Here is a 17,938-nt window from a genome sequence, read left to right as displayed (position 1 = left end):
GTGACTGCACATCCATTGCGGGGACAGGGGAGCAGAGGGATACGGATGTGACAGTCGTGACGACGGCGTGAGGTTGATGATGCGCAGGGGGCGACACGCCCGGCAGGTGCATCCCTCGAAGTTCATCCCTTCAGTCACGGGCGCATCACCCGTCCTGCGCGCACCATGGGCCGTTCAGGCGATGGCGCGGGGCGTCCACCCGCGGAGTCCGGGGGTAAGCGGCGCTCAGGCCGGCGGGGTGCCGGCGGCCCGGCCGGCGCGCAGGTCCGCGGCGAACAGCTCGAGGATGCGGGCCGCACCCTCGACGGCGCTCAGCTCCCCCGTGCGCACCGCCCCCTCGATCCGCGTCCGCTCCCCGCGGACCGCCGCGCAGTCCCGCACCGCGTCGGTGAGGTGGGCGTCGACCATCGCCCACATCCAGTCCTGCTGCTGCTGCGCCCGGCGCGTCTCGAGCGACCCGGCCTCCTCGAGGTGCGCGCGGTGGTCCAGGACCGCCCGCCACACCTCGTCGAGCCCGGCCCCGGTGAGGGCCGAGCAGGTGAGCACCGGGGGCCGGCGCACCTCGCGGCCCGGCATCATGAGGCGCAGCGCCCCGGCCAGGTCACGGGCCGCCCCCCGGGCCGCGACCTCGCCGTCCCCGTCGGCCTTGTTGACGGCGATGACGTCCGCGAGCTCGAGGATCCCGCGCTTGATGCCCTGGAGCTGGTCACCGGCCCGCGCGAGGGTGAGGAGCAGGAAGGTGTCGACCATCTCGGAGACCGCCACCTCGTTCTGCCCCACCCCGACGGTCTCGACGACGACGACGTCGTAGCCGGCGGCCTCCAGGACGAGCATTGACTCGCGGGTCGCCCGGGCCACGCCGCCGAGCTGGCGGCCCGCCGGGCTCGGCCGGACGAACGCGCCGTCGCTGGCGGCCAGCGCTGCCATCCGGGTCCGGTCGCCGAGGATCGAGCCGCCGGTCCGCCGCGAGCTCGGGTCCACGGCGACGACGGCGACGCGGTGCCCACGCTCGACAAGCCGCACCCCGAGGGCGTCGATGAACGTCGACTTGCCGGCGCCCGGCACCCCGGTGATCCCGACCCGCACGGCTCCCCCGGTGCGGTCGGCGAGCGCGGCGAGCAGCGTGCGGGACTGCTCCCGGTGGTCCTCCCGCCGGGACTCGAGCAGGGTGATGGCGCGGGCGACCGCCTGGCGGGAGCCCTCCCGCACCCCGGCGGCGAGCTCGTCGACGGGGACGGGCCTCACCCGAGGCGCTCGCGCAGGTTGGCGACGAGGGTGAGGGCCGCGGCGCTGATGACGGTCCCCGGCGGGTAGATGGCGTCGGCCCCCGCGGCGCGCAGGGCCTCGTGGTCCTGGTCCGGGATGACCCCGCCGACGACGATGACGAGGTCCGGGCGGCCGAGGTCGTCCAGCGCCCGGCGCAGGGCCGGGACGAGGGTGAGGTGCCCGGCGGCGAGCGAGCTGACCCCCACGACGTGGACGTCGGCCTCGACGGCCTGCCGGGCGACCTCCTCCGGGGTCTGGAACAGCGGGCCCACGTCGACGTCGAAGCCGAGGTCCGCGAACGCCGTCGCGATGACCTTCTGCCCCCGGTCGTGCCCGTCCTGGCCCATCTTCGCGACGAGGATGCGCGGGCGGCGGCCCTGTTCCTCCTCGAACGCCTCGACCGCTGCCTGGGCCTGCCGGACGGTCTCGTCCTCCCCCGCCTCGGCGCTGTACACGCCCCCGATCGTACGGATCTGGGCGGTGTAGCGGCCGAAGGCCACCTCCATCGCCGCCGACATCTCTCCCACGGTCGCCTGGGCCCGGGCCGCGTCGATCGCGAGGGCGAGCAGGTTGGTGCTCATCGAGCCGTCCGACCCGGCCCGGGCCGCCTCGGTCATCCGGTCGAGGGCGGCCCGGCACGCGTCCTCGTCGCGTTCGGCACGCAGCCGCTCCAGCTGGGCGATCTGGCTCGCCCGCACGGCGGCGTTGTCGACCCGCAGGACCTCGATCGGCTCGTCCTCGTCGGCGGGGTAGGTGTTGACCCCGATGACGGGCTGCTGACCGGAGTCGATCCGGGCCTGGGCGCGGGCCGCGGCCTCCTCGATCCGCATCTTCGGGATGCCGGCCTCGATGGCCTTCGCCATGCCGCCGGCCTCCTCGACCTCCTCGATGTGCTGCCAGGCCCGGCGGGCCAGGTCGTGGGTCAGCCGCTCGACGTACGCCGACCCGCCCCACGGGTCGATGACCCGGGTCGTGCCCGACTCGTGCTGCAGGAGCAGCTGGGTGTTGCGGGCGATCCGCGCCGAGAAGTCGGTGGGCAGGGCGATCGCCTCGTCGAGGGCGTTGGTGTGCAGGCTCTGGGTGTGCCCCTGGGTGGCCGCCATGGCCTCGGCGGCGGTCCGGACGACGTTGTTGAACACGTCCTGCGCGGTGAGCGACCAGCCGGAGGTCTGGCAGTGGGTGCGCAGCGAGAGCGACTTGGGGTTGGTGGCCCCCTGCGCCCGCACGAGGCGCGCCCACAGCAGGCGGGCGGCCCGCATCTTGGCCACCTCCATGTACACGTTCATCCCGATGGCCCAGAAGAACGACAGCCGCGGCGCGAACCGGTCGACGTCGAGCCCGACGGCCTTCCCGGCACGGAGGTACTCGACGCCGTCCGCCAGGGTGTAGGCGAGCTCGAGGTCCTGGGTCGCCCCGGCCTCCTGCATGTGGTAGCCGGAGATGGAGATCGAGTTGTAGCGGGGCATCTCCTGGCTCGTGAACGCGAAGATGTCGCTGATGATCCGCATCGAGGGCTCGGGCGGGTAGATGTAGGTGTTGCGGACCATGAACTCCTTGAGGATGTCGTTCTGGATGGTCCCCGTGAGGCGGTCCGGGCTCACCCCCTGCTCCTCGGCGGCGACGACGTAGAGCGCGAGGACGGGGATGACGGCGCCGTTCATCGTCATCGACACCGACATCCGGTCCAGCGGGATCCCGTCGAAGAGGGTGCGCATGTCGTAGATCGAGTCGATGGCCACCCCCGCCATCCCGACGTCGCCGGCCACCCGCGGGTGGTCGGAGTCGTACCCGCGGTGGGTCGCGAGGTCGAAGGCGACCGACAGCCCCTTCTGCCCGGCGGCGAGGTTGCGCCGGTAGAAGGCGTTGGACTCCTCGGCGGTCGAGAAGCCGGCGTACTGGCGGATCGTCCACGGCTGGGTCGTGTACATCGTCGGGTAGGGGCCGCGCAGGTACGGCGGCGCTCCGGGGACGGTGTCGAGGAAGTCGAGACCGGCGAGGTCGCGCTCGGTGTAGAGCGGAGGCACCTCGACGCCCTCGGGCGTCGTCCACGGCCGGCCGGCGGGTGGCGGTGTGGCGGTCTGCGGCTCGCCGGGCCCGAGGTCCAGCGCGACGAAGTCGGGAATGCTCATCGGGTCGCTCCAGTGGTCGGGGCGCCGAGCCGGTCGAGGACGTCGGTGAGGAATGCGACGGCATCGACGCCGTCGTCCACCGTGTCGTCGACGACGACGGGCCCGGGCTCCTCGGTCGCCGCGATGCCGCCGGCCGCGAGGAGGTTGGTGACGAAGGACCGCCGGGCTCCGCCGTCCGCCGGTGCGCCGGTGGCAGGCACGGTGACCTGCGGGGAGCCGAGCGCGCGCGCACGGTCCCGCAGGGCCTCGAAGGGCGCGGCGTCCCGGCGGGGCTCGAAGGCGCCGGGATGCGTCGGCAGGTCGGCGCGGGGGCGCCTCTCGGCAACGGCTGCTGCCAGGTCGGGGTACAGCGAGACGCCGGTCAGGGGGCGCGCCCGGACGGCGATGAGACGCGCGCGTTCGGCCGCCGTCGCGTCCACCCACTGCTGCAGCAGCCCGCCGGCGCGGGCCGCCTCCACTCCCCCGGCCCGCTCGAGCTCCTGGAAGCGCGCCCAGACCCGCTCGGCCACGTCGTCGGTGAGCGACTCGAGGTACCAGGACCCGCCGCCGGGGTCGGTGACCCGCCCGACGTTCGACTCCTCGGCGAGCAGGATCTGGGTGTTGCGGGCAAGGCGCCTCGAGAAGCGTCCGGGCAGACCGGCGACGGTGTCGTGGGGCAGGACGGTGATGGCGTCGGCGCCGCCGATCGACGCGCCGAAGGTGGCCACGGTGTTGCGCAGGACGTTGACGAACGGGTCCTCCCGGCTGGCCATCCGCAGGCTCGTCACGGCATGGGTGCGCGCGCCTCGGTCGGCCTCGGGGACACCGCAGGCCTCCCCCACCCGGGCCCAGACCCGGCGCAGCGCCCGCAGCGTAGCCGCGGTGAGGAACTGGTCCGCGGTGGCGCTGACCCGGAACTCGACGTGGGGGAAGGCGTCAGCGGGCGACACCCCGGCGGCGTCGAGGTGGCGCAGGTAGTGGACCCCGGTCGCCACGGCCACGGCGAGCGCGTCGACCTCGCTCGCGCCGGCGTCGTGCAGGACGCGGGCGTCGACGGTGATCGCCCGCCACCCGGGCCGGCCACCGCAGGCCCCGACCAGGTCGGCGAGGGGCGCCAGGTCGGGCGCGACGCCCGTCCGCAGCGCGGCCCCGACGGGGTCGAGACCGAGGTTGCCGCCGACGCTGTCCCGGTCGGCGAGCACCTCGAGCAGCGCCCGCGCGGCGGCCGGCTGGTCGGTGAAGGACGACACGGCGACCGGCGCGAGGTCGGGCCGGACGTCGGCGAGCACCTCGGGCAGGTCGGCCACGGCGAGCCCGTCGTCACCGACGTGGACCCACACCGACGTCACCCCGTGCTCGAGGTCGTCCAGGACGGCGGTCCGCGCCCGGCGCGGGTCGGGCTCGTCGTGCAGCTGCCGCACGTCCCAGGGCGCTGCCCCGTCCCGGATGGCGCGCCCCCGGGTGAACGGCATCGCGCCGGGCACCCCGAGCGGCCGATCGGTGCGCAGGTAGAGCCCGCGCGTGGTGAGGCCGCCGTCGAGCGCCGTCCGCAGGGCCTCCTCGGCGTCCTCGGGCGCGGTGTGCCCGCCGTCGTCGCGCCCGCGGTCGAGCACCCGGGCCACGAGCTGCTGCCAGTCCTCGCGGGTCCGGGGCTCGAACCCGTCGGCGAGGGGCATGATTCCGCCCTCGGTCACCTGCGTCATCGGGCCTCCTGGTCGGCGTCCGGTCCGCCGTTCACCCTAGCCACGCGGGCCGCGGACCTCACCGAGAGATTGGGCACACCCCGCCCGTCAGGCCGGGGCGAGAGCCGCGTACCGGAGCCCGAGCGCGGCGAGCCGCTGCTCGCCACCGTCGAGCGCGGTGAGCACGTGCAGGCCGGCCTCGGTGACCGCCACCGAGTGCTCCCAGTGCGCCGCCCGGGACCCGTCCTTGGTCACGACGGTCCACTCGTCCTCGAGGACGGTGTTGTCCTGGTCGCCCAGGGTGACCATCGGCTCGATGCAGATGGTCGTGCCCTCGACGACCCGGGGCCCGCGCCCGGAGACGCGGTAGTTGGGCACCTGCGGGTCCATGTGCATCGAAGTGCCGATGCCGTGGCCCACGTAGTCCTCGACGATGCCGTACTCGCGGCCGCGGCGCCGGCCCGCCTCGGTGAGGGAGTCCTCGACGGCGGCCCCCACGTCGTAGAGGTCGCCGCCGACGCGCAGCGCGCCGATGCCGGCCCAGAGCGAGGCCTCGGTGTCGTCGATGAGCTCGAGGTCGGCCGCCGAGGCGGCCTCGCGGCCACCGACGACGAGGCTGATCGCCGCGTCGCCGTTCCAGCCGGCGACCTCGGCGCCGCAGTCGATCGACAGCAGGTCACCGGCCTCCAGCACCCGGCCGCCGGGGATGCCGTGCACGATCTCGGCGTTGACCGAGGTGCACAGGGTGTGCCGGTAGCCCGGGACGAGCTGGAAGTTGGGGACACCGCCGTGGTCGCGGATGTGGGCCTCGGCGAGCGCGTCGAGGTCCTGCGTCGTCATCCCCGGCTGGACCGAGGTGGCGAGCAGGTCGAGGGTGCGCCCGACGAGCAGCCCCGCGGTGCGCATCATCGCGAGCTGCTCCGGGGTGCGCCCCTCGCACCGGTCCCTGCTGAACATTCCCATGCCGCCGCACCCTACCGGCGCGCCCGCCCGCCTCCCCAACTCCGTCGAACGACGAGAACATGCCGCCACCTCCGCGAGCCGCACGGCATGTTCTCGTCGGTCGACCGCGTCAGGGCAGGACGAGGCCGGACGGCTCGTACCCCAGCGAGCGGGCCACCCGGAGCACCAGCGACCGGCAGCGCGGCGGGCGCAGGTCCTCGGCCCACACCTCGTGCACCGTCCACCCCTCCTCCACGGCGAGCTCGCGGCGCAGCGAGTCGGCGCTGCGCCGGGCGCGCGGGGCGTGCACCGCGCCCTGGTACTCGGCGACGACCCCCGCCCGCCGCCAGACGAGGTCGCCCTCGCCGATGAACTCCCCGAACCGGTCCGTCAGCAGGCCGTTGACCTCGGGCTCGGGGAGGCCCGCCGCGCCGAAGAGCAGCCGCGTCCGCGACTCCTGCGGCGACCGCACGCCGGCACGCACCAGCCCCAGGGCCTGTCGCAGCGCGACCGCGCGCCGCGGGCGGACCCGCCGGGCCAGCGCGGCGCGGAGCCGGGCGACCCCGGCGGACTCCGCCCGGAGCACGCCGTCCGCGGCGTCGAGCCGGGCCACGGCTGCGTCCCCCGCGACGACGAGGTCGTCGACGCTGAGCCGGCGGCGGCCGAGGTCGCCGAGGTCGCACCACGTGTCGGCCAGTCCCACGACCGGCACGCCGCCGACAAGCGCGACCTCCCGGGACTCCACGCCCCGGTGGCCGCGGCAGCCCCGGCGCGACACCTGGCCCGAGTCCGAGCGGGTCACGACGTCGAGGACCGCACGGCCCTCGAGGTCCGCCGGAAGGGGGATGCCCCAGAGCACGGCCGCCGTCACGTGGGAGTAGGCGGCGCCGTCGGCCAGACCGGCCGCCACCGCGCGCGCCCGGTCGGCGGTGCTCAGCGGGGCATCGTGACACCGCGCCCCGCGGGTCGGGGCCCGCAGGTCCGAGCGCCGCAACCGGTGCGGCCCCACCCCGAGGCGCTGCGCGTCGGCGACCCCGAAGGGCGCGTCGCGCAGGGCGGGTGGGAGTGGGCTCGGCCGCATCCCCGCATCGTGGCCCGAACCGGCGGCGCTGCCGTGGCGTCATCCACAGGCTCGGGTCGAACGACGAGAACATGCCGCGTGGCCTCGGGGCCACACGGCATGTTCTCGTCGTTCGACTGCGGGGGTGGTGCTCAGCCGAGGGCGGCGACGACCCGGTCGGTGACCTCGTCGACCGCGCCGTCGCCGTCGACTTCGACGAGCAGCCCGCGCTCGCGGTAGGTCTGCGACAGCGGCCGCGTCTCGCGGTGGTAGATGGCCATCCGCTCGCGGATGACGTCCTCGGTGTCGTCGGCGCGGCCCTCGGAGTCGGCGCGCTTGAGGAGCCGGGCCACGACGACGTCGTCGTCGACGGTCAGCTCGAGCACGCGGTCCAGCGCGGTGCCCTGCGCGGCGAGCATGGTGTCGAGGGCCTCAACCTGGGTGAGGGTGCGGGGGTAGCCGTCGAGGAGGAAGCCGCCCGCGCAGTCGTCCGAGGCGATCCGGTCCTCGACGATGGCGTTCGTGACCTCGTCGGACACGTAGCCGCCCGAGGCGAGGATCTGCTTGACCTGCAGGCCAAGCTCGGTCTCGTCCTTGATGTTGGCCCGGAAGATGTCACCGGTGGAGATGGCGGGGATGCCGTAGTGCTCGGCGATCCGGGACGCCTGGGTGCCCTTACCGGCACCGGGGGGACCGAGGATGATCAAACGCATCAGCGGAGGAACCCTTCATAGTGTCGCTGCTGCAGCTGCGCCTCGATCTGCTTCACCGTCTCCAGACCGACACCGACGATGATGAGGATCGAGGTGCCGCCGAAGGGGAAGTTCTGGTTCGCGTCCACGAGGACCAGCGCGATGAGCGGGAGCAGGGAGACCAGCGCGAGGTAGATCGCGCCCGGCACGGTGATCCGGGTGAGGACGTAGTTGAGGTACTCGGCCGTGGGTCGCCCGGCGCGGATACCTGGGATGAAGCCGCCGTACTTCTTCATGTTGTCGGCGACCTCGGTCGGGTTGAACGTGATCGAGACGTAGAAGAACGTGAAGAAGAGGATGAGCGCGGTGTACAGGGCCATGTAGTACGGGTGGTCGCCGAGGACGAGGTGGGCGTTGATCCAGTCGACCCAGCCCGCGTTGACCCCGTCGGGGCTGGCGTTGAACTGCGCCAGGAGGCTCGGCAGGGTGAGCAGCGAGCTCGCGAAGATGACGGGGATGACACCGGCCATGTTGACCTTGAGCGGGATGTACGTCGACGTCCCGCCGTAGACGCGCCGCCCCACCATCCGCTTCGCGTACTGGACCGGGATGCGCCGCTGGCTCTGCTCGACGAAGACGACGAGGGCGATGACGACGAAGCCCAGGGCGATGACGCTGAGGAAGATCGACCAGCCGGAGCGCTGCTGGATGGCCCACAGCGAGGACGGGAACTGCGCGGTGATCGAGACGAAGATCAGCAGCGACATCCCGTTGCCGACGCCCTTGTCGGTGATCATCTCGCCGAGCCACATGATGAGGCCGGTGCCGGCCGTCATGGTGAGGACCATGATGAGGATCGTCACCGTGGAGTCGTCGGTGAGGATGTTCGTGCAGGCCGGGTTGTTGAACAGCGTCGACGGGTTCTGCGCGAAGGTGATGAGCGTCGAGCTCTGTAGGACCGCGAGACCGATGGTCAGGTACCGCGTGTACTGCGTCATCTTCGCCTGGCCGGCTTGACCCTCCTTCTTGAGGGCCTCGAACCGTGGGATCACCACGGTGAGCAGCTGGACGATGATGCTGGCCGTGATGTACGGCATGATCCCCAGCGCGAAGATCGACAGCTGGAGCAGGGCCCCACCGCTGAACAGGTTGATGAGGCCGAGGAGCTGGTTGCTGTTGTCCGCCCCCGAGATGCACTGCTGGACGAGCTGGTAGCTGACGCCCGGCGTCGGCACGTGCGAGCCGAGCCGGAAGATCACGATGATGAACAGCGTGAAGAGCAGCTTCCTGCGCAGGTCGGGCGTCTTGAACGCACGGCCGAAGGCGGTGAGCACAGGGTCCTCCAGTAGTGCGGCCGGAGCGAGGGCCGCGTCGTCAACGATCCGTCACAACATACCCGTAGGCCCCGGCAGCGCCGGAACCCAGGGCGGGGTGAACGCGGCGCAGGGCCGGCTCCGAAGGTCTCTTGCGGAGCCGGCCCTGCGACACGCGGTCACGGTGGGCGTCAGGCGGTGGTCGCCGAACCGCCCGCCGCTTCGATCTTCGCCGTGGCGCTCGCCGAGAACGCGTGGGCGGTCACGGAGACCGCCACGTCGATCTCGCCGGTGCCGAGCACCTTGACGGGGAACCCGTCACGGACGGCGCCCTTGGCGACCAGGTCCTCGACGGTCACGTCGCCACCCTGGGGGTAGAGCGACGCGAGCTTGTCGAGGTTCACGACCTGGTACTCGGTCTTGAACGGGTTCTTGAAGCCGCGGAGCTTCGGGAACCGCATGTGCAGCGGCGTCGTGCCGCCCTGGAACCCGGCCGGCACCTGGTACCGGGCCTTGGTGCCCTTGGTGCCTCGGCCGGCGGTCTTGCCGCGGCGGCCACCTTCGCCTCGACCCACGCGGATCTTGGCGGACTTGGCACCCGGAGCCGGGCGCAGGTGGTGCACCTTCAGTGCGGACGCCTCGCGCCCCGCGGTCTTCGCGGCCTTCGTGGTGTCGGCCATGCTCACTCAACCTCCTCGACAGCGACCAGGTGGGTCACCGTCTTGACCATCCCGCGGATCTCGGGACGGTCCTCCTTGACGACGACGTCGCCGATTCGCTTCAGCCCGAGGGAGCGCAGGGTCTCCCGCTGGTTCTGCTTGCCACCGATCCCGGACCGGGTCTGGATGACCTTGAGACGACCCATCACGCACCTGCCTTCGCCTCGGCCAGGCCGGCGGCCTGGGCACGGAGCATCGCCGCGGGGGCGACCCGGTCGACGGGCAGGCCACGGCGGGCCGCGACGGCCTCGGGCCGCTCCAGGCCCTGGAGGGCCGCGACGACCGCGTGGACGATGTTGATGGCGTTGTCGGAGCCGAGGCTCTTGGACAGCACGTCGTGGATGCCGGCGCACTCGAGCACCGCGCGGACCGGACCACCGGCGATGACACCGGTACCGGGGCTGGCGGGGCGGAGCATGACGACACCGGCGGCGGCCTCACCCTGGACGGGGTGGGGGATGGTGCCCTGGATGCGCGGGACGCGGAAGAAGTTCTTCTTCGCCTCCTCGACACCCTTGGCGATCGCCGCGGGCACCTCCTTGGCCTTGCCGTAGCCGACACCGACGGTGCCGTCACCGTCGCCCACGACGACGAGCGCCGTGAAGCTGAAGCGGCGACCGCCCTTGACGACCTTGGCGACGCGGTTGATGGTCACGACGCGCTCGAGGTACTGGTTCTTCTCGGGCTCCCGGGAGTCCCGGCCGCCGCGACGGTCGTCGCGGTTGCCGCGTCGGTCGCCGCGCTCGGCGCCGCCGGTCCCGGTGCCTCGACGCTGGGGTCCTGGCATCAGATGTTCCTCTTCTCGACGTTCGTGGTGGTACGGGCAGCGTGGGTCACAGCGACAGCCCGCCTTCCCGAGCGCCGTCCGCGATGGCGGCGACGCGACCGTGGTACCGGTTGCCACCGCGGTCGAACACGACGGCCTCGATACCCGCGGCCTTGGCCCGCTCGGCGACGAGCTCACCGACCTTCTTGGCCTTGGCGACCTTGTCACCCTCGAAGGTGCGCAGGTCCGGCTCCATGGTCGAGGCGGACGCGACGGTCTTGCCCGCCGTGTCGTCGACGACCTGGACGAAGACGTGCCGCGACGAGCGGGACACGACGAGGCGGGGACGCCCGGCGGTGCCGGTGACGACCTTGCGGACGCGGAAGTGGCGACGGCTGCGCGCGGCCACCTTGCCCTTGGCGCGCTTGACGATCATGGCCATGGCTTACTTACCAGCCTTTCCGACCTTGCGGCGGATGTGCTCGCCCGCGTAGCGGACGCCCTTGCCCTTGTACGGGTCGGGCTTGCGGAGCTTGCGGATGTTCGCAGCGGTCTCACCGACGAGCTGCTTGTCGATGCCCTGGACCGAGAACCGGGTCTGGTTCTCGACCGCGAAGGTGATGCCCGACGGCGGCTCGACGGTGATCGAGTGCGAGTAGCCGAGGGCGAACTCGAGGGTGGAGCCCTTGGCCTGCACGCGGTAACCCGTGCCGTGGATCTCGAGCTTCTTCTCGTAGCCCTCGGTGACACCGAGCACCATGTTGTTGATGAGCGAGCGGGTCAGGCCGTGGAGCGAGCGCGACTCGCGCTCGTCGTCGGGGCGCTTGACCTCGATGGTGCCGTCGTTCTGGGCGACGGTGATCGGCTCGGCCACGGTGTGGCTGAGCTCGCCCTTCGGGCCCTTGACGGTGACGTGCTGACCGTTGATGGTCACGTCGACACCGGAGGGGACGGAGACGGGGAGACGTCCGATTCGCGACATGGCTGCTACCCCTTACCAGACGTAGGCGAGGACTTCCCCACCTACACCCTTGTTGGCGGCCTGCCTGTCGGTCAGCAGGCCGGAGGACGTCGAGATGATCGCGACACCGAGGCCACCGAGCACCTTGGGCAGGTTGGTGGACTTGGCGTACACGCGCAGGCCGGGCTTGCTCACGCGCCGGAGGCCGGCGATGGAGCGCTCCCGGTTGGGGCCGTACTTGAGCTGGACGACGAGGGTCTTGCCGACCTCGGCGTCCTCGACGGTCCAGCCGGCGATGTAGCCCTCGGCCTCGAGGATCTCGGCGATGTGGCTCTTGAGCTTCGAGAACGGCATGGTGACGTCGTCCTTGTGCGCCGAGTTGGCGTTACGGACGCGGGTCAACATGTCCGCGATCGGGTCTGTCATGGTCATTGGGCTACTCCGCCCTCTCTCACCGCGGTTTCCTCCGGGAGTGCTCCCGGCGGACCTTCGATGTAGATGGTCTGTGGATGAGATGCCGCGGATGCGGCGGGGACTGGAACTACCAGCTGCTCTTGGTGACGCCCGGGAGCTCGCCGCGGTGGGCCATCTCCCGAAGGCAGATCCGGCACAGGCCGAACTTGCGGTACACCGAGTGCGGACGGCCGCAGCGCTGGCAGCGGGTGTAGCCGCGGACAGCGAACTTCGGCTTCTTGTTCGCCTTGTTGACGAGGGCGGTCTTGGCCATGGCTCAGTTCTCCTTGAACGGGAAGCCGAGCGCCTTGAGCAGCGCGCGACCCTCGTCGTCGTTCGTCGCGGTCGTGACGACCGTGATGTCCATGCCGCGGACCCGGTCGATCTTGTCCTGGTCGATCTCGTGGAACATCGACTGCTCGGTGAGACCGAAGGTGTAGTTGCCACGCCCGTCGAACTGCTTCGGGGACAGGCCGCGGAAGTCGCGGATGCGCGGGAGAGCGGTCGTCACGAGACGGTCGAGGAACTCCCACATCCGGTCGCCGCGCAGCGTGGTGTGCGCGCCGATCGGCATGCCCTCACGGAGCTTGAACTGAGCGATGGACTTGCGGGCCCGGGTGACGATCGGCTTCTGGCCGGTGATCGCCGTGAGGTCGCGGATCGCGCCCTCGATGAGCTTGCTGTCCTTGGCGGCGTCGCCGACACCCATGTTGACGACGACCTTGGTCACGCCGGGGATCTGCATGACGTTGGAGTAGTCGAACTGGTCCCGGAGCGAGGTCTTGATCTCGTCCTGGTAGCGCGCCTTGAGGCGGGGCTTGGTCGCGGTGTCTGCCATCTCTCTCACAGGTCCTTGCCCGAGCGGGCGCCGACGCGCACCCGGGTCGTCTTCTGGCGGCCGTCGCGCTCGACGGTCTCGACGCGCGTCTTGATCCGGGTGGGCTTGTTGTCGGACGGGTCGACGATGGCCACGTTGCTCACGTGGATCGGGGACTCCTGGACGATGAGCCCGCCGGTGCGGCTGCCCCGGCCGGACTCGCCGGCCTTGGTGTGCCGGGTGACCCGGTTGACACCCTCGACCGTCACGCGCCCGGTCTCGCGGTTGACCGCGATGACCTTGCCCGTGCTGCCCTTGTCCTTGCCGGCGAGCACCTGGACGGTGTCGCCCTTCTTGATCTTGTTGGCCATGGTCAGAGCACCTCCGGCGCCAGGCTGATGATCTTCATGAAGCGCTTCTCGCGCAGCTCGCGGCCCACGGGGCCGAAGATGCGCGTCCCGCGCGGGTCTCCGTCGTTGCGGAGGATGACCGCGGCGTTCTCGTCGAAGCGGATGTAGGACCCGTCGGCACGACGGCGCTCCTTCTTCGTCCGCACGATGACGGCCTTGACGACGTCACCCTTCTTGACGTTTCCGCCGGGGATCGCGTCCTTGACGGTGGCGACGATCGTGTCGCCGATGCCGGCGTACCGGCGACCGGAGCCACCGAGAACACGGATGCAGAGAATCTCCTTCGCACCGGTGTTGTCGGCGACTCGCAGTCGCGACTCCTGCTGGATCACTGTTATCTCCTAGATGTCGTGCTGGTTCTCCACGCCAGGGGCGTAGAGCCTGGCCGAACTACGGCGGGGGGTGCGGGGGGCGTGCCCCCCGCAGGGCATTACTTGGCCTTCTCGAGGACCTCGACGACGCGCCAGCGCTTGGTCGCCGAGAGGGGGCGGGTCTCCATGATGAGGACCCGGTCGCCGACGCCGGCCGAGTTGGCCTCGTCGTGCGCCTTCACCTTGCTCGAGCGGCGCATGACCTTGCCGTAGAGGGCGTGCTTGACGCGGTCCTCGACCTCGACGACGACGGTCTTGTCCATCTTGTCGCTGACCACGTAGCCCTGGCGGGTCTTGCGGTAGCTGCGGTCGATCGTCGACGTCACGGTCTCGTCCTTCTTCTCGCTCACTTGGCCTCACCCTTCACGCCGATGCCGAGCTCGCGCTCACGCATCTCGGTGTAGATCCGGGCGATGTCCTTGCGGACGGCGCGGAGCCGGCCGTGGTTGTCCAGCTGGCCGGTGGCCGACTGGAACCGGAGGTTGAACAGCTCCTCCTTGGCCTTGCGCAGCTCGTCGACCAGACGGTCGTCCTCGAAGCCACGCAGCTCCGTGGGGCTCAGGTCCTTGGAACCGACTGCCATCAGAAGTCACCACCCTCACGCTGGACGAAGCGGCACTTCATCGGCAGCTTGTGCATGGCGAGGCGCATGGCCTCGCGCGCAATGTCCTCCGGAACACCGGAGAGCTCGAACATGATCCGGCCCGGCTTCACGTTGGCGATCCACCACTCGGGCGAACCCTTACCGGACCCCATGCGGGTCTCGGCCGGCTTCTTGGTGAGCGGACGGTCCGGGTAGATGTTGATCCAGACCTTTCCGCCACGCTTGATGTATCGGGTCATCGCGATACGCGCTGACTCGATCTGACGGTTCGTGACGTAGGCGGGCTCGAGAGCCTGGATGCCGTAGTCGCCGAACGCGATCGTCGTACCGCCCTTGGCCATCCCGGAACGACCGGGGTGGTGCTGCTTGCGGTGCTTGACTCGACGGGGAATCAACATGGTCAGGACTCCTCGGTCTTCGCGGCCGGGGCCTGCTCGGCCGGGGCCTGCTCAGCGGCGGGGGCCTCGGTGCGACGGGCACGCGCGGGACGGTCGGCGCCGTCACGACGCGGGCCACGACCCTGACGCGGCGCGGTGGCCTGCTGGGCCGCCAGCTCGCGAGCGGTCATGTCGCCCTTGTAGATCCACACCTTGACGCCGATGCGCCCGAACGTGGTCTTGGCCTCGTACAGGCCGTAGTCGATCTGCGCGCGCAGGGTGTGCAGCGGCACGCGACCCTCGCGGTAGAACTCGGTACGGCTCATCTCCGCGCCGCCGAGGCGGCCGGAGACCTGGACACGGATGCCCTTGGCGCCGGCGCGGGTGGCGGACTGCATGCCCTTGCGCATGGCGCGACGGAAGGAGACACGGGCCGACAGCTGCTCGGCGATGCCCTGCGCGACGAGCTGGGCCTCGACCTCGGGGTTCTTGACCTCGAGGATGTTGAGCTGCACCTGCTTGCCGGTGAGCTTCTCGAGCTCACCGCGGATGCGGTCGGCCTCGGCGCCGCGGCGGCCGATGACGATGCCGGGACGCGCGGTGTGGATGTCGACGCGGACCCGGTCACGGGTGCGCTCGATGTCGACGCGGGCGATACCGGCGCGGTCCATGCCCGTGGACATGAGCTTGCGGATCGCCACGTCCTCCTTGACGTAGTCGCGGTAGCGCTGACCCTCCTTGGTGGAGTCGGCGAACCAACGGCTCTTGTGCTCCGTGGTGATCCCGAGACGGAAGCCGTGCGGGTTGACCTTCTGGCCCATCAGCGAGTGCCTCCGTTCGTGCTCGTGGGCTTGGGCGCGACGACCACGGTGATGTGGCTCGTGCGCTTGTTGATCCGGCTGGCGCGGCCCTGCGCCCGAGGGCGGAACCGCTTCATCGTGGGGCCCTCGTCGACGAAGGCCTTGGCGACGACGAGCTCACGCTCGTCGAAGCGCTCGGCGGTCTTGTCGGCCTGGACCCGGGCGTTGGCGATCGCGGACTCGAGGACCTTCAGGACCGGCTCGCTCGCGCTCTGCGGAGCGAAGCGCAGGACCGAGATGGCCTCGACGGTGTTCTTGCCGCGGATGAGGTCGACGACCCGGCGCGCCTTCATGGGCGTCACCCGGACGTGGCGAGCGATCGCCCGCGCCTCGAGGATGCTGTTCTCGGTGGCCATCAGCGACGACGTCCCTTCTTGTCGTCCTTCACGTGACCCTTGAAGGTGCGGGTCGGTGCGAACTCGCCGAGCTTGTGGCCGACCATCGCCTCGGTGACGAACACCGGGACGTGCTTGCGGCCGTCGTGGACGGCGAGGGTGTGACCGAGCATGTCGGGCGAGACGACCGACCGGCGCGACCAGGTCTTGATGACGTTCTTGCTGCCCGCTTCGTTCTGAGCGTCCACCTTCTTCTGAAGGTGGTCGTCGATGAAGGGGCCCTTCTTCAAGCTACGAGGCATTCCAGGCTCCTATCAGCGCTTCTTGCCAGTACGGCGGCGGCGGACGATCATCTTGTCGCTGGGCTTGCCGGGGCGGCGGGTGCGGCCCTCGGGCTTGCCCCACGGCGACACGGGGTGACGACCACCGGAGGTCCGGCCCTCACCACCACCGTGCGGGTGGTCCACCGGGTTCATGACGACACCACGGACGGTCGGGCGCTTGCCCTTCCAGCGCATGCGGCCGGCCTTGCCCCAGTTGATGTTCGACTGCTCGGCGTTGCCGACCTCGCCGACGGTGGCGCGGCAGCGCACGTCGACGTTGCGGATCTCGCCGGACGGCATACGCAGCTGCGCGTAGGGGCCGTCCTTGGCGACGAGCTGCACGCGGACACCGGCCGAGCGGGCGATCTTCGCACCGCCACCGGGCCGGAGCTCGACGGCGTGGACGACCGTACCGGTCGGGATGTGCCGCAGCGGCAGGCTGTTGCCGGGCTTGATGTCGGCAGCCGGGCCGTTCTCGACGGCCATGCCCTGCACCAGGCCCTTGGGGGCCAGGATGTAGCGCTTCTCGCCGTCGGCGTAATGCAGGAGCGCGATGCGCGCCGTGCGGTTGGGGTCGTACTCGATGTGAGCGACCTTGGCGGGGACGCCGTCCTTGTCGTGACGACGGAAGTCGATCACGCGGTAGGCGCGCTTGTGGCCCCCACCGATGTGGCGGGTGGTGATACGGCCGTTGTTGTTGCGGCCCCCACTCTTGGACAGCGGGCGGACGAGGGACTTCTCGGGGGTGGAGCGGGTGACTTCGACGAAGTCGGCCACGCTCGACCCGCGACGCCCCGGCGTCGTCGGCTTGTACTTACGGATACCCATGTCTGTTCAGTCCTCAGCTTCCTCAGGCGCCGGCGCTGCCGAAGATGTCGATCGAGCCCTCGCGGAGGGTGACGATCGCGCGCTTGGTGTCCTTGCGCTTGCCGATGCCGAACCGCGTACGGCGGGTCTTGCCCTGGCGGTTCATGGTGTGCACCGAGTCGACCTTGACGCCGAAGACCTGCTCGACGGCGATCTTGATCTCGGTCTTGTTCGAGCGCGGGTCGACGAGGAAGGTGTACTTGCCCTCGTCGAGCAGCCCGTAGGACTTCTCGGACACGACCGGCGCGATCAGGATGTCGCGGGGGTTCTTGGCCTGGCTCACTTCTCGTCCTCCCCGTTGTCGCTGCCGGCAACGCCGACGTCGTCGTTGTCGGCGGCACCGTCAGCGGGGCCCGGCTCGGCCTTGGCTGCGGTCTTCTTCGCCGCGGCCTTCTTGGCCGGCTTGGACGCCTGGACCGTCTCACCGGTGAACGCCTCGTAGGCGGCCTTGGTGAAGACGACGTCGTCGGCGCACAGCACGTCGTAGGTGTTGAGCTGGTCGACCGCGAGCACGTGCACCTCGGCGAGGTTGCGCACCGACTTCATCGAGACGATGTCGGTACGGTCCAGCACGACGAGCACGTTCGGCCGCTCGGTGAGACCGGCGAACAGGGTGCGCGCGTCCTTGGTCGAGGGGGCCTCGCCGGTGGCGATGGCCTCGACGACGTGGATGCGGCCGTGACGGGCCCGGTCCGAGAGGGCGCCACGCAGGGCGGCGGCCTTCATCTTCTTGGGGGTCCGCTGGGCGTAGTCCCGCGGCTGCGGGCCGTGGACGGTGCCACCGCCGGCGAACTGCGGGGCGCGGGTCGAGCCCTGACGGGCGCGGCCGGTGCCCTTCTGGCGGTACGGCTTGCGACCGCCACCACGGACCTCACCGCGCGTCTTCGTCGCGTGCGTGCCCTGGCGGGCGGCGGCGAGCTGCGCGACGACGACCTGGTGGATCAGCGGCACGTTGGTCTGGACGTCGAAGATCTCCGAGGGGAGGGTGACGTCGAGCGTCTTGGTAGCCATG

At 71.0% G+C, this 17,938-nt stretch carries 25 protein-coding genes and 1 pseudogene; all 26 read right to left on the bottom strand.

Annotated elements, in window-relative coordinates; translation table 11 throughout:
* Nucleotides 1–225 precede the first annotated feature (225 nt).
* Nucleotides 226–1,245 carry a methylmalonyl Co-A mutase-associated GTPase MeaB gene (gene meaB, locus Q0963_RS15075; RefSeq protein WP_299447600.1) on the bottom strand — a complete coding sequence of 340 codons (1,020 nt, stop codon included), beginning with the start codon at nt 1,243–1,245 and terminating at the stop codon, nt 226–228.
* Nucleotides 1,242–3,395 carry a methylmalonyl-CoA mutase gene (scpA, locus tag Q0963_RS15070; protein ID WP_299447597.1) on the bottom strand — a complete coding sequence of 718 codons (2,154 nt, stop codon included), beginning with the start codon at nt 3,393–3,395 and terminating at the stop codon, nt 1,242–1,244. Before scpA ends, meaB begins: the two co-directional genes overlap by 4 nt.
* Entirely contained in the window at nt 3,392–5,077 is a 1,686-nt protein-coding gene (locus tag Q0963_RS15065) for a methylmalonyl-CoA mutase subunit beta (RefSeq protein ID WP_299447594.1), read from the bottom strand. The genes scpA and Q0963_RS15065 overlap by 4 nt, the downstream gene beginning before the upstream one ends.
* A gap of 87 nt (nt 5,078–5,164) precedes the next feature.
* Nucleotides 5,165–6,019 (bottom strand): type I methionyl aminopeptidase, encoded by an 855-nt coding sequence (map, locus tag Q0963_RS15060; RefSeq protein WP_299447593.1) that lies wholly within the window; start codon nt 6,017–6,019, stop codon nt 5,165–5,167.
* 109 nt (nt 6,020–6,128) lie between these two features.
* A complete protein-coding gene (locus Q0963_RS15055; protein ID WP_299447591.1) occupies nt 6,129–7,079 on the bottom strand; it encodes a hypothetical protein in 951 nt (316 codons plus the stop codon).
* A 131-nt stretch (nt 7,080–7,210) separates the two neighbouring features.
* The gene (locus tag Q0963_RS15050) at nt 7,211–7,771 is read right to left on the bottom strand and encodes an adenylate kinase (RefSeq protein WP_299447588.1); all 561 of its coding nucleotides are present in this window, start codon (nt 7,769–7,771) and stop codon (nt 7,211–7,213) included.
* A complete protein-coding gene (gene secY, locus Q0963_RS15045) occupies nt 7,771–9,084 on the bottom strand; it encodes a preprotein translocase subunit SecY (protein WP_299447585.1) in 1,314 nt (437 codons plus the stop codon). The genes Q0963_RS15050 and secY overlap by 1 nt, the downstream gene beginning before the upstream one ends.
* Before the next feature lie 170 nt (nt 9,085–9,254).
* Complete coding sequence (gene rplO / locus Q0963_RS15040) at nt 9,255–9,743, bottom strand: 50S ribosomal protein L15 (protein WP_299447583.1); 489 nt, start codon at nt 9,741–9,743, stop codon at nt 9,255–9,257.
* 2 nt (nt 9,744–9,745) lie between these two features.
* On the bottom strand, nt 9,746–9,928 hold the full coding sequence (gene rpmD / locus Q0963_RS15035) for a 50S ribosomal protein L30 (protein WP_299447580.1): 183 nt from the start codon (nt 9,926–9,928) through the stop codon (nt 9,746–9,748).
* Nucleotides 9,928–10,569: a 30S ribosomal protein S5 gene (gene rpsE, locus Q0963_RS15030; RefSeq protein ID WP_299447577.1), complete on the bottom strand. Its 642-nt coding sequence runs from the start codon at nt 10,567–10,569 to the stop codon at nt 9,928–9,930. The genes rpmD and rpsE overlap by 1 nt, the downstream gene beginning before the upstream one ends.
* 46 nt (nt 10,570–10,615) lie before the next feature.
* Nucleotides 10,616–10,990, bottom strand: coding sequence for a 50S ribosomal protein L18 (gene rplR, locus Q0963_RS15025; RefSeq protein ID WP_299447574.1), 375 nt, complete (start codon nt 10,988–10,990; stop codon nt 10,616–10,618).
* Nucleotides 10,991–10,993: 3 nt separating this feature from the next.
* Nucleotides 10,994–11,530, bottom strand: a complete 537-nt coding sequence (gene rplF / locus Q0963_RS15020; protein WP_299447571.1) for a 50S ribosomal protein L6 — start codon at nt 11,528–11,530, stop codon at nt 10,994–10,996.
* 12 nt (nt 11,531–11,542) lie between these two features.
* Nucleotides 11,543–11,941: a 30S ribosomal protein S8 gene (rpsH, locus tag Q0963_RS15015; RefSeq protein ID WP_299447568.1), complete on the bottom strand. Its 399-nt coding sequence runs from the start codon at nt 11,939–11,941 to the stop codon at nt 11,543–11,545.
* 109 nt (nt 11,942–12,050) lie between these two features.
* Nucleotides 12,051–12,236: a type Z 30S ribosomal protein S14 gene (locus Q0963_RS15010; RefSeq protein ID WP_145229691.1), complete on the bottom strand. Its 186-nt coding sequence runs from the start codon at nt 12,234–12,236 to the stop codon at nt 12,051–12,053.
* A gap of 3 nt (nt 12,237–12,239) precedes the next feature.
* Nucleotides 12,240–12,800: a 50S ribosomal protein L5 gene (gene rplE, locus Q0963_RS15005; RefSeq protein WP_299447561.1), complete on the bottom strand. Its 561-nt coding sequence runs from the start codon at nt 12,798–12,800 to the stop codon at nt 12,240–12,242.
* A gap of 5 nt (nt 12,801–12,805) precedes the next feature.
* On the bottom strand, nt 12,806–13,150 hold the full coding sequence (rplX, locus tag Q0963_RS15000; RefSeq protein WP_299447558.1) for a 50S ribosomal protein L24: 345 nt from the start codon (nt 13,148–13,150) through the stop codon (nt 12,806–12,808).
* Nucleotides 13,151–13,152: 2 nt separating this feature from the next.
* Nucleotides 13,153–13,521, bottom strand: a complete 369-nt coding sequence (gene rplN / locus Q0963_RS14995; protein ID WP_299447555.1) for a 50S ribosomal protein L14 — start codon at nt 13,519–13,521, stop codon at nt 13,153–13,155.
* Nucleotides 13,522–13,619: 98 nt separating this feature from the next.
* Entirely contained in the window at nt 13,620–13,910 is a 291-nt protein-coding gene (gene rpsQ, locus Q0963_RS14990) for a 30S ribosomal protein S17 (RefSeq protein WP_299447553.1), read from the bottom strand.
* Nucleotides 13,911–13,930: 20 nt separating this feature from the next.
* Nucleotides 13,931–14,143, bottom strand: a pseudogene (gene rpmC / locus Q0963_RS14985) (50S ribosomal protein L29); the annotation flags it as partial.
* A complete protein-coding gene (gene rplP / locus Q0963_RS14980) occupies nt 14,143–14,562 on the bottom strand; it encodes a 50S ribosomal protein L16 (protein WP_299447549.1) in 420 nt (139 codons plus the stop codon). The gene rplP and the pseudogene rpmC, both read right to left, overlap by 1 nt.
* A 2-nt stretch (nt 14,563–14,564) precedes the next feature.
* Nucleotides 14,565–15,362, bottom strand: coding sequence for a 30S ribosomal protein S3 (rpsC, locus tag Q0963_RS14975; protein WP_299447546.1), 798 nt, complete (start codon nt 15,360–15,362; stop codon nt 14,565–14,567).
* A complete protein-coding gene (gene rplV, locus Q0963_RS14970) occupies nt 15,362–15,757 on the bottom strand; it encodes a 50S ribosomal protein L22 (RefSeq protein ID WP_299447543.1) in 396 nt (131 codons plus the stop codon). Before rplV ends, rpsC begins: the two co-directional genes overlap by 1 nt.
* On the bottom strand, nt 15,757–16,038 hold the full coding sequence (gene rpsS, locus Q0963_RS14965; RefSeq protein ID WP_299447540.1) for a 30S ribosomal protein S19: 282 nt from the start codon (nt 16,036–16,038) through the stop codon (nt 15,757–15,759). Before rpsS ends, rplV begins: the two co-directional genes overlap by 1 nt.
* Before the next feature lie 12 nt (nt 16,039–16,050).
* A complete protein-coding gene (gene rplB, locus Q0963_RS14960; RefSeq protein WP_299447537.1) occupies nt 16,051–16,887 on the bottom strand; it encodes a 50S ribosomal protein L2 in 837 nt (278 codons plus the stop codon).
* Nucleotides 16,888–16,909: 22 nt separating this feature from the next.
* Nucleotides 16,910–17,209, bottom strand: coding sequence for a 50S ribosomal protein L23 (gene rplW, locus Q0963_RS14955; protein WP_299447534.1), 300 nt, complete (start codon nt 17,207–17,209; stop codon nt 16,910–16,912).
* Nucleotides 17,206–17,937: a 50S ribosomal protein L4 gene (rplD, locus tag Q0963_RS14950; RefSeq protein WP_299447531.1), complete on the bottom strand. Its 732-nt coding sequence runs from the start codon at nt 17,935–17,937 to the stop codon at nt 17,206–17,208. Before rplD ends, rplW begins: the two co-directional genes overlap by 4 nt.
* Nucleotide 17,938: the final 1 nt, after the last annotated feature.

It is taken from the genome of uncultured Phycicoccus sp., from assembly GCF_947495705.1.
Taxonomy (GTDB): domain Bacteria; phylum Actinomycetota; class Actinomycetes; order Actinomycetales; family Dermatophilaceae; genus Phycicoccus.
Note: the sequence above shows the minus strand (reverse complement) of the source record. Positions and strands in the feature narration are given on the sequence as shown.